The following is a 14,408-nucleotide window of genomic DNA, read 5'->3' on the forward strand; positions in this document are numbered from 1 at the left end:
GCTGTGTTCGATCGAGCACGCTGCGTCTGTACGGGAATGTGCTTTGTCGAGCGCGCGTCGCTCGGCCCTGCCGCCGCGAGGGCATCGGTTCGCGCGGCCCATTCGGTATCCGTCGTCCGGGTTCAATGGGCCTGCCGTCGAATAGATACTGCGATCGGTCACGCCTTCGAGGGAGCGAAGGCGTCGGCGTGGGCGTGGGCCCATTGGTCGAAGGTGCGCGGTCCTCGGCCGGTCACTTCTCGCACGGTCGGGTAGACCTGGGATTCGTCAAGGGTGCCGTCGACGAAGAAGCTCCAGAATGCGTCGACGTAGTGCTGCGGCATGGAGGCCTCGAGTTCGGCCCGTGTCTCCGCATTCGTCAAGCCTTGGCAGACAAGTGGCCGGTTGAGCACTTCGGCGAGCACCGCGACCTGATCGGCGGGCACGAGCGCTCGCGAGCCGGTCAGCTCGAGGATGCGCCCGGCCAGCCCGCCGCCGGTCAGGGCGACCGCCGCGACGGCCGCGATATCGGCGGGATCGATTGCGGCGACCGGTACATCGGGAAACTGGGCGCGGATCACATCACCCTGTTCGAGTTGCGGCAACCAGCGCAGCGCATTCGACATGAACGAGCGCGGGCGCAGAAAGGTCCACGCCAAGCCCGATTCGCGCACGTCCCGCTCGGCCTGCGTCATATATGCGGAAACCGCGTTGTTCATATCCTCGAGCGCGGCCGAACCACCCGAAAGCAGCACGATGTGCTGGACGCCCGCCTTCTTCGCACGGGCGAGCAGGTCGGGAGTGTCGGCGTAGCCCGGCAGCAGGAACATTCCGGTGACCCCGTCCAGGGCTTCGGTCAGGCTTTCAGGCTGGTTCAGATCGCCTGTCACCGCCTCGGCACCGGCGGGCAGCTGCGCCCGCGCCGGATCGCGGACCAATGCGCGCACGGCGGCGCCGGAATTGCTCAGTGCCGCAACCAGTTCCGTGCCGATATTGCCGGTCGCACCGGTCACCAGGATCATGCCGTCTCCTCCAGAGTCGTACCGAGTTGCCCCGTCAATCATGCGGAATCACCGAGCCACGCGTCGACCGATCCCGCGAATGAATCGAGATCGCCGCAGCCGCCTCGACCGTACCGTCGGCACACGGAGTTAGGCTCGCGCAGTGGATACTCCGCTACGGCTAGAGGTCATCGTGGCCAGCACGCGCCCGGAGCGATTCGCTCCGGTAGTCGCCGACTGGTTTCTGCGCACGGTCCGGGCGACCCCCGAATTCGACACCGGCGTCATCGATCTCCTCACGACCCCACTGCCCACGGACCTCACCGTCACCCCCGAGGTCGAGGCCTATCGCCAGCGCCTGGCCGCCGCCGACGCGTTCGTCGCCATCACATCCGAGTACAACCACGGCTACCCGGCGTCCCTGAAAACCGCCTTCGACAACGCGAAACACGAGTGGCGCGCCAAACCCATCGGCTTCGTCTCCTACGGTGGCCTCTCCGGCGGCCTGCGCGCCGTCGAACAACTCCGCCAGGTAGTCGCGGAAATCCACATGGTCTCCATCCGCGAGACCGTCAGCTTCCATCAGGCCAAAAAGCAATTCGACAAATCAGGCAACACCCAGGACGGCGCCGCCATAGACGCCGCCGACCGCCTTATCCGCCAATTGGCTTGGTGGGCAAGAACTCTCCGTGCTGCCCGCACCACAGACCCTTATCCAGGCTGACCACCCCCGCGGCCGCGCACCCCTGCGTGACGACATCCGTTGCAGCGGGTGTGCCTCCGCCAGAAGGAGTGCCAGGGGTGCTACTGCGGACTCCCTGCCATAGCCCGCCGTCCCCGCGGATGCCCGATATACGTCGCCTCACGTGGAATCGACACCAACGTCAGATCAACCTGAGCAGTCCCGGTCCGCAGCACCACGTGATTCCCGATGGCCCCCGGCTGGTGGATCGAGAGGTCCGGCCGAGTCGCGGGCCACCCCATCGGATCTCCGGTCACATAGATCGTCGTGACACCTGCGTGCGGTGCGGGTGCCAGCACACCATCGACCACCGTCGCGGTGAACCCGGCATCGGATTGATGCGTCTCCACCGCGATCTGCAGCCGCTCCGGATTCCCGATGGTCGTCACCAGGTTCTCCCAGGCATGCGTCCGATCGGTACGGATCAGGATGCGTTCACCGACTGCCAACGCGCGGAACACCAACTGCTGAGCCAGATACAACTCACCGGCCACATACACCGTCGAAATACCGGTACCGACAATGCGGACCGCGACACCCTGCCCCTCGTCATCCGAGCCGATCAGCTGACCGCACCCCGACGATGGCAAATGCAGTGCGCCGATCACATCGATCGGGTACTCGGTCACCGGGACGGCGTCGTCGAGATCCGGAATGCCCAGCGGCAGATGCGCGAGCAGACCATCGCGCTGCCGCCCGTTCATCGAGATCAGACCCTTGAGCTTCGTGCGCTCCGGCAGTTCCCGAGTGGTCAGCCGCCAAGCCGCGCCGATGGTCACCGATTCGGCCGAACTACCGGGACGCAGCCGCACCGCGACGGTCGTACCGCGCGACGGCGCGACCCACAGCTGCGAGAGCAGATCAGAGCCGAGCCGCTTCGGGTCGACCGCGCTACCGATATTCACACTGTTGCCGATCTCGGCATACCGCCAGCGGTGGGTCAACGTGCGGGGATCGAAGCCCTGCGTGACTTGCAGAACCGCCTTGCGAATCTCGGGTGCGGTAAGGATGCGGGCGCTGCAGTCGGCGTCCTCGAGGGTGCGCATAATGCGTTGCGTCGCAATGGTTACCGCGCGCGACGCACCCTCACTGCCGCCACCGCGCCGGGCTGCGGCCTCCGGGCACGCGATCGCGTCGAAACTGATGGCGAGCCACACATTCCGGTGCGCGGTCGCGGGCAGCGGACCCAGCAGCGATTCATAGATCTTGCCCGCGGGCGTACCGGAGCGGCTGCGGTGACCGTGGCTGATGATGTCGATACCGCTGAGCAGAATGTCGTGCTGGTTCAGGCATTTCGCCAATTCCGGCAGCGGCAGCAGATGTGAGGCGTGCACCGTGGTGCGAGCGATCCGGGTCAGCCCGCCCTTGGGGGCCAGCACCTCGACGACGGTGACAACCCGGCTGCCGTCCCAGTACAGCCCGAGCGAGCGACCGTCCGAGCCGCGGAAGTCGACGGTATCGCCGAGCTCGTAATCGCCGTGGGTGAGGTAGCGCCACCAGGTGGCGATCCAATCCAGGATGGTGCGCTTGGCAATCGGGATCAGCGGCAGCAGTCCGGCGACCACCGCGACGCCCAACGCGGGCCAGGCGCCGAGCCCGATCAACAGGGCGAGCAGTCCGGCAACGAGTCCGATCACCTGCGCGATCAACAGATTTCGCAGTGAGATGCGCCCGAGCAGCGGGCGTGGTCCCGCGCCGGCTTGTTCGGCCATCGTCGTCCCCCAAGTACCCGGTATCGGCCGTATCGCAGCGGCCGAGCTGAACAATAGTCCTCGAGAACTGTACTGTGTTCCGCGAACGTGAGCATTGTTCGGGGAGGGAAACATGCCTTCAAAACCCACTACTCGGTGGCAGGTGAGCGGTTACCGCTTCCTGGTCCGCCGGATGGAACACGCGCTGGTGCGCCGGGACGTGCGCATGCTGCACGATCCGATGCGCTCGCAGTCCCGCGCCTACGCGGCCGGATTGATCATGGCGATCGTGGTGCTGGCCGGTTGTGGTGTGCTCGCACTGCTGCGTCCGCAGGACAAGGTAGGCAGTAACAAGATCCTGATCGGCAAGGAATCCGGCGCTGTCTACGTGGTGATCAACGATGTGGTGCATCCGACGCTGAATCTCGCCTCGGCCCGGTTGGCCGCGGGATCGCCGGAAAAGGCCGTCATCGTAAAGGAATCCGAGATCGGCAAGAAGGCGCGTGGCCAGCTGATCGGCATTCCGGGCGCGCCCTCTTCGCTGCGCTTCGACAAGGACGGCAAGGGCCGGATCTGGACTGTCTGCGATCAGATGAAGGTGGATGGCAGCAACGACCTCACCACCTCGGTGCTCGCCGGAAGTCTGTCGCTCGGCGAGAAGGCCTCCGTCATGGGTAAAGACCGGGCGCTGCTGGTCCAGGGCAAGGACTCGGCGTATCTGGTCTACGACGGTAAGCGCGCCCGCGTCAACCTCAAGGACCGCGCCGTCACCGACGCATTGAAGATCACCGGCGCCACCGCTCGGCCGATCGGCGAGGGCCTGCTCAATACGATTCCCGAAGTGCTGCCGATCATTCGGCCCACGATCAATGACCCGGGCGGCTCGGTGAGCTACTCGGTCAGTGGCCATCGGATCGGCGATGTGGTACAGGTGCCGAGCGAGCCCGACCTGAACTATGTGGTGCTGCGGGACGGCCTGCAGCCGGTTTCGCGACTGACCGCCGAAATCATCCGCAACAGCAATCCGACCACGTCCACCAGTAGCTGGATCGAACAGACTGAGCGGACCCGCGCGGACGTCTCTGGAGCGCTGGCAGTCGGCGACTATCCACAGTCTGCTCTGACGCTCGTTCAGGCCAAGGATGAGCCGGTCAGCTGCTTGTCCTGGAAACCGATCCCAGCGGCGGCGGAGAACAAGGATGGAGGCAAGCGTGCCGAACTGACGGTGCTCATCGGTGTGGCCCTGCCGATTCCGGACAACGCCAAACTTGTACCGCTGGCCCAGGCGGACGGCTCCGGCGCCAACGCCGATTCGGTCTACATCCCGCCTGCCACCGGCGCCTTCGTCCAGACCACCGGCATCGAACCCGACAGCCGCCGCAAGGACAGCAAGTTCTACATCGCCGACACCGGTGTCCGCTACGGCATCAAGGACTCCGATGCCGAAAAGGCGCTCGGTATGGATTCGGATTCGGGCACCAAGGCCGAACCGGCACCGTGGCCGATCGTCGGCCTGCTCGCAGCCGGTCCGAGCCTGGCCCGCGCGGATGCCATGGTCGCCCACGACGGCGTCGCCGCAGACCCGTCACCCTCGAAATCACCTGTCGCCTCCGCGAATTGAGCTAGTCCTCGGACATCGAGGCCGCGCGCAACTCGGCGACTTCGCTTCGTAGCGCGCGGATTTCCTCGACCAGCATCGTGATCTCCACTTCGGTGCGGTCGGCGGTCACCTCGACGGCCTTCAGCTGGTCCATCACCCAGCTGGTCGTGGTGCCGATGGCGAAGCTGATCAGGCCGATGCCGAGCGTCATCAGGATCAGCGCGATCATGCGGCCCTGCACGGTCACCGGATACACATCGCCGTAGCCGACCGTGGTCACCGACACCATGGACCACCACAGGGCATCGCCGAAGTTGTGGATCTTGCTATCGGGTGCGCCGTATTCGGCATCGAAGAACGCCAGACTGCACAGCACCAGCGTGAGTGCCGAACTGGTGCCGACGAATATCGCGAGCCGGGCCCGGGTCACCCGATTGCGGTTGAGCTGGTCGATCACCAGCAGCGCCGCCCGCAGCAGTCGCACCGGACGGAACGGCGGCAACAGCACGATCAACAGCTCCAGCGGATGCGTACGCACGAATCGCCAGCGATCGGTGGACAGCCAGGTCCGGATGCCGAAGTCCGTGACGAATGCCGCCCAGATAATGATGTCGACCCGCTCGAGCCAGGCATCGAGTCGCGGTGACGCTCCGGTATCCAGCACATGCCAGGCGTAGACACCGATGAAGAGCACAGCGAGCACCAGCATCGGGATGCCGGTCGTGCGTTCCCAGGCTTGTCTACGGCTCGGTTGTCCGCCGTCGTGTTGTACTGCGTGCATGGGAACTACCTGTATCGATCGGGTGCGACACCCTATGTACCGCCGTTTGCCACGAAGACGCTACATATCGTCCGACTTGACGCCGAACCTGCGGCGGATCGGAAACGAGGCGAGGTAGCCGAGCACCAAAGCGGTCCCGATGATCCCGGTGCCGATCAGCGCGACATTGCGGGCCCGATTATCCGGCGGCGGCGCCGGTTTCGGCACCGCGAGCTGGGCGCTCTTGGCCGGGCTCGGCCGCTTGGGCGGCAGCGGCGTGCTGCCCACCTCATCGGTCAGCGCAGCGACCGGATCGACCGCGCCGTACCCGATATACGGACTCCAACCCTCGGCGGGCGCGTGCGCGGTGGCCTGCATCCGCTTGACCACATCCAACGCACTCATATCTGGAAAGCGGGCCCGTACCAGTGCGACCACACCGGATACCAGCGGCGTCGCGAAGCTCGTACCGCTCATCGCCTGCTGCTGCCCTTGCTGATTCACGGTGCCGGTCGCGGTACCGGTCCCGCGCGGGTCGAGCGAAACCATATTCTCGCCCGGCGCAGCCACACTCACCCATGGCCCGGGCACCGTGAACTTCGACGGTGCGCCGTTCGAATCGATCGAGCCCACCGAGAGCACATAGTCGTCCCAGCGCGCCGGGCTCACATTGACCTTGACATTGCTCCACGGATCGGCGGCCGGATTCACCGGATCGATGATCTGCTGTTCGGTCTTGCAGGAGCCGTCCTGGTTTCCGGCCGCCACGACAACGACCACGTTCTTCTCCAGCGTCGCGTATCGCACTGCCGCGCCGATGGATCCGTCGACATCGTTGGACGAGCCGCACCACACCTCGGAGATATTGATGACGCTCACGTTCGCATCGGCCGCGCGCCGGATCGCCGAGGCCATGGTGGCCAGATTGCCGTAGCCCTCGGGCAGGTCGTCGGGATTGCGCTCCCTGGACCGGCCTTCCTTCTGATACATCTTGCTCGTCTGACGGATGGTCATGATGCGCGCTTCCGGCGCGACACCGGAGAATCCCTGATTGTCGATCTTCGAAGCGGCGATCAGGCCTGCGACAAAGGTGCCATGCCCGTCGCAGTCCTCGGTGCCGTCGCCCGAATTCGCCACGAAGTCGCCACCGGCGATCAGTCCCGGCAACCGGGGATGCCGCGCGACACCGGTATCAATGACCGCGACGGTCTGGCCCTCACCCTTGGAGAACCGCCACGCACTTTCCAGATCGAGAGAGCGCTGCGCGGTGGGAATCGTCGCGCCCTCGCCACCGGACAACGTATTCGAGCAGTCGGAATTCGCTGGCCGCTCGGTCTTTTCGGGCGGTGCGGCCGGATCGCCCGCAGGCAGCAGACCCGGATTCACCGCGGGCGGGTGATCCGCGGAAGCTGTACCGGCCCCCAGCCCCAACGACGCGCTCAGGCCCAACGCCACGGCCGCCGCCGCGACGCGCATCTGCCTGTTCACAGCCCGCGAACGAGCGAATAGAGCGAGGCCACCCAGAACACCAGCGGCAGCACAGCGGCCACGAACGCGTACTCGAGCAATTCGACGCCACGGCGCATCGGCGGTGTCGCGGACTGGTTCGGAATGATGATGCCGAGAATCAGCGCTGCGACCAGCACCACCATCGCCGCACCGAAGACGGCCAGCGGCTGCTCCATGCCGACGGCCACGCCGACCATCATGATCAGCACGATCGACGCGCCGCCCGCGATCAGCACCACGGCCTGTTCGGCGCCCGCGTAGGTCCGGCTGCGGAACATCAGCACCACGGCGGTCACCAGCGCCAGGGCGATACCCGGCCAATACGGATCCTCCGCGCCGGGGCCGGCGCCCGCCAACGCGCCGGCCACCGAGAGGAGTGTGGTCGCCGAGACGAGTCCGGCCAGGTACATCCGGGCCCGTTCCGACTTCACCCGCAGCGCATCCATGGTCGGCAGCGCGCGGTGATCGTCCGGATCGTCCTCGGTCGGGTCGATCGGGGTGCCGGGGGAGGGCACCGGCGGCAGCGGCAGCTTGGCCAGCAGCATCGAAACCCGCGGCGCGAGTGAGAGACCCGCGAGCCCGAGCGCGGCGACGACGGCGCCGATGGCCTTTTCCGGCTGGTCGGTGAGCACGCCGACCAGCGCGGCCGGTACCGCGTACACCGCGAGCGTGGCCGTGCCGATGAACAGCGCGAGTCCGACGCCGGTGACGCGCCATGCGAGAACCGCTGTCGCGCCGGCCAATACCGAACCGAGCAGCAGATGTGCCCACCCGTAATCGTCTGGCACATAAAGCATTCCGGCGGTGAACGCGGCGGGCAGCGCACAGCCGCCGAGCACCAGCGCGGTCGAGGTATCGCCGTACATCCTGCTGAGCACCATGCCCGCGACCACCAGCAGAATCGCCACGGTCAACGCGAGCGAACCGCTGATCCAGCCCGGCAGTGCGTCTTTGGACAGCAAAAGACCGAGGCAGCCGACGATCATGGTGAGTGCGGCGAGCACCGAACCGGTGATCCGTGCGACCTTCGGGGTCCAGCTGCGGTAGTGATCGGCGTCGGCGATCGCGACGTTGTACATGATGTCGTCGAACAGCGGCGTCGGCGCGGTATGCGAGGCGCTCTCCAACATGAGCAGCTCGCCGTCGCGCACGCCGTGCTCGCCGAGGCTCAGCGAATTGGAGAACGGCGGATGGCCGATTCGGGCCAGCACCCATTCGGCGGGCTCGAAGCGTTCACCCTCATTGTCGAAATCGTTGGTGCGGCTGTGTTGAGCGACCATATCGACGACACTCGGAATCACCAGCGCGACCGGCACATCGACCGGAATCGCCATATCCACCTGGGTGTGCTTCGCGAGAATCGTGACCCGGGCAAGGTCGGGCGCACGGACGATGCCGCGCGAGGATTCTTCGTCGATGTGGTCAAGTCGCGCGTGCGTCAAGCTTCCCCCAACTCGGTCTCTACCTCGTATTTCCGCGTCCCGTGCGCGAGGGGGCCAAGCTTGCGAACCCACCGTTCGGGCAGCAGAATGCTGGTCGAACTGTACGACATGTCAGCTGTGCCCTCTACACTGAGGCCGAAAAAGTGCAGCTTGCGAAGAGGGGGATCTCGTCCGATGAGTACTGTCCGGTTCCAGCGGCGTGCGCGTCGCGAGATGCCGCGCTCGCCAGGTGGTGAGGTCACGCTGCAGCCGCCGCCCGAAATCCCAAGGGTGACACCGGGCAGCCTGGTATCGAAGCTGATGCCGGTCGTGATGGTCGTCGGCATGGTCGGCATGATGGCGCTGCTGTTCACGCAGGGCGGCAGCATCGCGTCGAATCCGATGAGCATGATGTTCCCGATGATGATGGTCGTCTCCATGGTCGGCATGTTCGCCGGTCAGGGCGGCGGCAAGGGACAGAAGGCGGCCGAGGCGAACGAGGACCGCAAGGACTATCTGCGCTACCTCGACCAGGTCCGTAAGGACGTCGACCAGACCGCCACGCAGCAGCGCGCTTCCGTCGAATGGAGCCATCCGGAGCCGGCCCTGATCTGGATGCTGGCCGGAACTTCCCGCATGTGGGAACGCCGCGCCGGGGACAAGGACTTCTGCCACGCCCGCATCGGCATCGGCGGACAGCGCCTGGCCACCCGTCTGGTCGCGCCGGAGACCGGTCCGGTCGAGGAATTGGAGCCGATCGCGGCGGTTTCGCTGCGTCGCTTCGTGCGCGCGCATTCCACGGTTCCGGATCTGCCGACCGCGATCGCGGTCAAGGGTTTCGCGACCATCGCACTCGACGGCGACCGCGCCGAGGCCCGCGATATGACCCGCGCAATGCTCTTGCAGCTGTGCATGTTCCAGGCACCGGACCAGGTGCTCATCGCCGTCGTCTGCGGTCCGGACACCGCCCGCGAATGGGAGTGGACCAAGTGGCTGCCGCACACCCAGCATCCGGACGCGCAGGACGGCATCGGCACCCAGCGCATGTTCTACGGCTCGATCCGGGAGGCCACCGCGGGCCTGCATCCGTTGCTGGCCAACCGCGTTCGCTACTCCCGTAACCAGCCCGCCAACGCCAACCTGGTGCACATCGTCATTGTCGTCGACGGCGGTCTGCTCGAAGCCGAAGAAGACCAACTTCGCGAATCCGGTTACGAGGGCGTGACCATCATCGACTTGTGCGGCTACGCACCGCGTTTGGCGGTTTCGCGCGGCATCAAGATGGTGGTCGAGAACGGTGAATGCGTCGGTCGCGGCGCCACCGGCAACCAGGAGCGTTTCGCGCTGATCGACCGGATCAGCCCGCAGCAGGCCCAGCAGGTCGCTCGTCGGCTCGCGCCGTACCGCGCGGCGACCCAGCGCAGCAGCGATGTCGAACACGATGACGCCGAAGTGATCTCGACCTGGACCCAGCTGATGAAGCTCGGCGATATCGGCACATTCAATCCCGAGCACGCCTGGCGTCCCCGCTACGGCCGCGAGCGGCTGCGCGTGCCCTTCGGTGTCGGCGCGGACGGCGCGCCCATCGAACTCGATATCAAGGAAGCCGCCGAAAGCGGTATGGGCCCGCACGGATTGTGCATCGGCGCGACCGGTTCCGGTAAGTCGGAATTCCTGCGCACCCTGGTGCTCAGCCTGCTGGCCACGCATTCGCCGGACCAGCTGAACCTGGTGCTCGTCGACTTCAAGGGTGGCGCGACCTTCCTCGGCTTGGACGGCGTACCGCACGTCGCGGCCGTCATCACCAACCTCGAAGAGGAAGCCGACCTCGTCGACCGTATGCGCGACGCCCTGGCCGGTGAGATGAACCGCCGCCAGGAAGTGTTGCGCCAGGCGGGCAACTTCGCCAACGTCTCCGAATACGAGAAGGCGCGCGCCGCCGGTGCCGACCTCGATCCGCTGCCCGCGCTGTTCGTCGTCCTCGACGAGTTCTCCGAATTGCTCACTCAGCACCCGGATTTCGCCGAACTGTTCGTGATGATCGGTCGCCTCGGCCGCTCGCTGCACGTGCACCTGCTGCTGGCCTCGCAGCGCCTCGAAGAAGGCAAGCTGAAGGGTCTGGAGAGCCACCTCTCCTACCGCATCGGTTTGAAGACCTTCTCCGCCAACGAATCCCGCCAGGTCCTCGGCGTCCCCGACGCCTACAACCTGCCCGGCATCCCCGGCGGCGGTTACCTCAAGTCCGACTCCGGTGAGATCCAGCGCTTCCAGGCCTCCTACGTCTCCGGCCCCTACGTCGGCGGCGGCTCCCAGCGCGAGGTCACCCAAGCCGGTGTCGCGGGCGGCGAAATCGACATCAAGGCACGCCCTTTCACCGCCACCCACGTCGACTTCCGCGCCATCGACCGGGTCCCGCTGCCGTCCGAGCCGACGCACGATCCCGAACCGCAGTCCGAGGACGGCGAACAGATCTCCAACCTCAATATGCTGGCCTCCCGCATCCGCGGCCACGGTCGCGCGGCTCACGAGATCTGGCTCCCGCCCCTGGAAGAGGCCCCCACCCTCGACCAACTCATCCCGCGCAGTGTGCTCACCGGCGAGTACTCCGCCGTCGCCACCCTGCGTGCGCCCATGGGCATCGTCGACCGCCCCTACGACCAGCGTCGCGACCCCTTCGTCGTGGACCTGTCGGGTTCACGAGGCAATGTCGCGGTCGTCGGCGGTCCGCAGTCGGGTAAGTCGACGGCGCTGCGCACCATGATCATGGCCCTGTCCCTCACCCACACGGCCGAGCAGGTGCAGTTCTACTGCCTCGACTTCGGTGGCGGCACCCTGGCCAGCCTCGAAGGCCTGCCGCACGTGGGTTCGGTGGCAAGCCGTCTCGACGAGGACAAGGTCCGCCGCACCATCGCCGAAATGACCACCATCGTCCGCCAGCGCGAGGCGCGGTTCCGTCAACTCGGCATCGAGTCGATGACCGAATTCCGCCGCCTCCGCGCCATGGACCCGGCCAGCAGCCCCGGAGCCGCTGGGGCACATGAGGATCCGTTCGGCGATGTCTTCCTCGTCATTGACGGCTTCGGCTCGATTCGCCAGGACTTCGACCCCCTCGAACAGCCCATCATGAACCTCGCGGTCCAGGGCCTGTCCTACGGCGTCCACGTGGTCATCGCCCTTGCCCGCTGGGCGGAGGCCCGCCCCGCTCTCAAAGACCAGATCGGCACCCGCATCGAGCTCCGCCTCGGTGACCCCATGGACTCCGATCTCGGCCGCAAGTTCGCTTCGCTTGTGCCACAGGGCCGTCCGGGGCGCGGTATGACGCCCGAGTGCCTGCACATGCTCACCGGTCTGCCACGCATCGACAGCAGCGCGGATCAGGACAACCTCGGCCAGGCCGTCGCCGATGCGGTGGCGACCATCGCCCGACTGACCCCGGGCCGCCCCGCGCCCGCGGCCAGGATGCTGCCGGAAATGCTGCCGCGCGAGCAACTGCTGCAGCTCGCGGGCAATTGGCCGTCGCAGGTCGACCCGGAAGTCAAGTGCATGCGAATTCCGCTCGGTATCAATGAATCCGAGCTGGCGCCGGTCTATCTCGACTTCAACGAGAGCCCGCACTTCATCGTCCTCGGTGATACCGAGAGCGGTAAGACGACATTGCTGCGGTCGATCATCGAGAGCATCGCGGCGTCGAATACCCCGGACCAGGCGCGCTTCATCCTCGGCGATTACCGACGGACAATGCTGGGACTCGTGCCCGACGGATACCTCGCCGGATACGGTTCCACCGCACCGCAATTCACCCAGAACATGGCCGATCTCGCCGCCTATGTCGCGCAGCGGACGCCGGGACCCGACGTCACGCCACAGCAGTTGCGCGACCGCTCGTGGTGGCGTGGCCCGGAGCTGTACGTCATCGTCGACGACTACGACCTGGTCGCCTCCTCCAGCGGCAACCCGGTGTCGGCATTGGTCGATCACCTGCCGCATGCGCGTGACCTCGGTTTCCACGTGATCATCGCGCGGCGCTCCGGTGGCGCCAGCCGGGCCATGTACGAGGCGACGGTGGCGCGGATGAAGGATCTCGGTTCGGCCGCTCTGGTCATGAGCTGCAATAAGGACGAGGGCGTACTCTTCGGCAGCACCCGGCCCGGTATCAAACCGCCGGGGCGTGGCACCTACGTCACGCGCAATAGTGAGGGCTTGATTCAGCTGGCCTGGATGCCACCGGCCGAGTGATGTCGAACGTCGATCTGGTGGTGACCGACACCCGTATCTGGGCGCGCGGTCCTGCCACACATTGGGATGTGCCGCCCTCGGTGGTGCTCGGCAGCAACGGCGATCTCGTTGTCGGCGAACCACTTACGCCGCCGACACAGGTCAGCTCCGCCGTCCAGTACGTCGCGGCGGATCGGATCGCCTTGCTGCCGCGCGTGCCGAGTCTCGCCGAGGTGATGGGCTCGGTGGTCGGCACCGTGATGCGCAACCTCGGTGTCCCGGTTCCGTGTGCGCAGCTCACCGTTGTAGTTCCGACCGAATGGGGTGGTCGTCGGCGAGCGGTATTCGCCGAGGCTGCCCGCCGCTTCGCCGCGGATGTGGTGTTCGAGGACATGGCGATCCGCGCGGTGGTCGCCGATGTCGGCACTACCCGCAGCCGCCGCACGGTCGTCTTGGAATGCGGCCCGCTCGCGACCACCGCGACCGCCGTGGTGCGCAGCCATCAGGGCATCGGAATCGAATCATGTGAGCACGAACCGAATCTCGCCGTTGCCGATGTCGAGCCGGAGTCGAATGGCTTCTACGATCTGTGCGAGCTCATCGATCGCGTGCTCGCGGGTCAGCCAGCCGATTTTGTTCAGGCCGTCGGAGTTTCGGATCCGGCGAAGCTGGACATGATTCGTTCGGCGGTGCAACAGGTCTGCACACAGGCGATCGAAGTGCGTCCGACCGCGGGTGCGGATCTGGTGCGTGGACCACAGCAGGAACCCGAATATCAGCCCGAAGTCACGCCATTGCCGACCACCGAGTGGATGCAGCCGCTGCGTCAGCGGGCCGCGGCCATGCAGCCGCCCGGTCGAAATACCAAGGCCTATGCGATCGCTGGTATTGCCGGAGTGCTGGTGGTCGCCGCAGTGGCTGCCGGTGCCGTATTCGCATTCGGCGGCTCGGACGATACCCCTGCCGTCTCGGCAGCGAGCACATCAGCGGCCGCAGGCACGACTGCGCAGTCGCCGGTCACCCAACCACCGACGACCTCGAAGTCATCATCGGAAACCGTTGGACGCGTACGCTTTCAGATCCCATCAGGGTGGCGCCTGACGCAGGCCATCGACCCCACCAAATCGCGAGTCGACCTCGTCCCGTCGGACGGCACCCGTGCCCGCATCACCCTGATCCAGACCCCGGTCGCCCCCGGCACCGGATACGAGCAGGTCGCCGCCAATCTCGAAACCCAGATGAAGCAGCAGCCCAACGGCAAGCTGAGCGATCTGAAGCGTGACGTGGTCTTCGGCGGTAAGTCCGGGCTCGCCTACACCGAACAACCCGGCGACGGCTCGACGGTGAGCTGGCATGTGCTGGTCGAGCACGGACTTCAGGTCAGCACCGGATGCCAGTACATCGGTGGCTTCGAGTCGATCAAACAACCTTGCGAGCAGTTCGCGGCCTCGGTACAGGTGAGTCCCTGAACGGTGTTGTCCCAGTACAGG

At 66.1% G+C, this 14,408-nt stretch carries 9 protein-coding genes; 4 read left to right on the forward strand and 5 right to left on the reverse strand.

Going from position 1 to position 14,408, the window contains the following annotated elements:
• Positions 1–158: 158 nt before the first annotated feature.
• Entirely contained in the window at positions 159–1,001 is an 843-nt protein-coding gene (locus tag ON44_RS05295; RefSeq protein WP_040686676.1) for an NAD(P)H-binding protein, read from the reverse strand.
• A gap of 142 nt (positions 1,002–1,143) precedes the next feature.
• On the opposite strand from ON44_RS05295, the gene ON44_RS05300 reads away from it, so the two are divergent.
• Positions 1,144–1,704: an NADPH-dependent FMN reductase gene (locus ON44_RS05300; RefSeq protein WP_040686677.1), complete on the forward strand. Its 561-nt coding sequence runs from the start codon at positions 1,144–1,146 to the stop codon at positions 1,702–1,704.
• 80 nt (positions 1,705–1,784) lie between these two features.
• Here ON44_RS05300 and eccE read toward each other — a convergent pair whose 3' ends face one another.
• Positions 1,785–3,434, reverse strand: a complete 1,650-nt coding sequence (eccE, locus tag ON44_RS05305) for a type VII secretion protein EccE (protein ID WP_051181567.1) — start codon at positions 3,432–3,434, stop codon at positions 1,785–1,787.
• Between the two features lie 112 nt (positions 3,435–3,546).
• On the opposite strand from eccE, the gene eccB reads away from it, so the two are divergent.
• Positions 3,547–5,034: a type VII secretion protein EccB gene (gene eccB, locus ON44_RS05310; RefSeq protein WP_040686678.1), complete on the forward strand. Its 1,488-nt coding sequence runs from the start codon at positions 3,547–3,549 to the stop codon at positions 5,032–5,034.
• A gap of 1 nt (position 5,035) precedes the next feature.
• On the opposite strand, the gene ON44_RS05315 is transcribed toward eccB, so the two are convergent.
• The 3 genes from ON44_RS05315 to eccD are packed head-to-tail and all read right to left on the reverse strand — an operon-like array spanning position 5,036 to position 8,724.
• Entirely contained in the window at positions 5,036–5,794 is a 759-nt protein-coding gene (locus ON44_RS05315) for a potassium channel family protein (RefSeq protein WP_040686679.1), read from the reverse strand.
• A gap of 60 nt (positions 5,795–5,854) precedes the next feature.
• Complete coding sequence (gene mycP, locus ON44_RS05320; RefSeq protein WP_306306464.1) at positions 5,855–7,261, reverse strand: type VII secretion-associated serine protease mycosin; 1,407 nt, start codon at positions 7,259–7,261, stop codon at positions 5,855–5,857.
• Positions 7,258–8,724 carry a type VII secretion integral membrane protein EccD gene (gene eccD, locus ON44_RS05325; protein WP_040686680.1) on the reverse strand — a complete coding sequence of 489 codons (1,467 nt, stop codon included), beginning with the start codon at positions 8,722–8,724 and terminating at the stop codon, positions 7,258–7,260. The genes mycP and eccD overlap by 4 nt, the downstream gene beginning before the upstream one ends.
• A 174-nt stretch (positions 8,725–8,898) precedes the next feature.
• Between eccD and ON44_RS05330 the strand changes: the two genes are divergently transcribed.
• Together ON44_RS05330 and ON44_RS05335 are read left to right on the forward strand one after the other, a co-directional pair.
• Positions 8,899–12,939: a type VII secretion protein EccC gene (locus ON44_RS05330; RefSeq protein WP_040686681.1), complete on the forward strand. Its 4,041-nt coding sequence runs from the start codon at positions 8,899–8,901 to the stop codon at positions 12,937–12,939.
• Positions 12,939–14,387: a type VII secretion-associated protein gene (locus ON44_RS05335; protein ID WP_040686682.1), complete on the forward strand. Its 1,449-nt coding sequence runs from the start codon at positions 12,939–12,941 to the stop codon at positions 14,385–14,387. Before ON44_RS05330 ends, ON44_RS05335 begins: the two co-directional genes overlap by 1 nt.
• Positions 14,388–14,408: the final 21 nt, after the last annotated feature.

The sequence above is a fragment of the Nocardia vinacea NBRC 16497 genome (genome assembly GCF_000308835.1).
Taxonomy (GTDB): Bacteria; Actinomycetota; Actinomycetes; order Mycobacteriales; family Mycobacteriaceae; genus Nocardia; species Nocardia vinacea.

Bases quoted from the DNA above. Each gene is read 5' to 3' on its own strand.
- eccB (WP_040686678.1), top strand. From the start codon at position 3,547: ATGCCTTCAAAACCCACTACTCGGTGGCAGGTGAGCGGTTACCGCTTC.
- ON44_RS05330 (WP_040686681.1), top strand. From the start codon at position 8,899: ATGAGTACTGTCCGGTTCCAGCGGCGTGCGCGTCGCGAGATGCCGCGC.
- eccE (WP_051181567.1), bottom strand. From the start codon at position 3,434: ATGGCCGAACAAGCCGGCGCGGGACCACGCCCGCTGCTCGGGCGCATC.
- ON44_RS05335 (WP_040686682.1), top strand. From the start codon at position 12,939: ATGTCGAACGTCGATCTGGTGGTGACCGACACCCGTATCTGGGCGCGC.
- ON44_RS05315 (WP_040686679.1), bottom strand. From the start codon at position 5,794: ATGCACGCAGTACAACACGACGGCGGACAACCGAGCCGTAGACAAGCC.
- ON44_RS05295 (WP_040686676.1), bottom strand. From the start codon at position 1,001: ATGATCCTGGTGACCGGTGCGACCGGCAATATCGGCACGGAACTGGTT.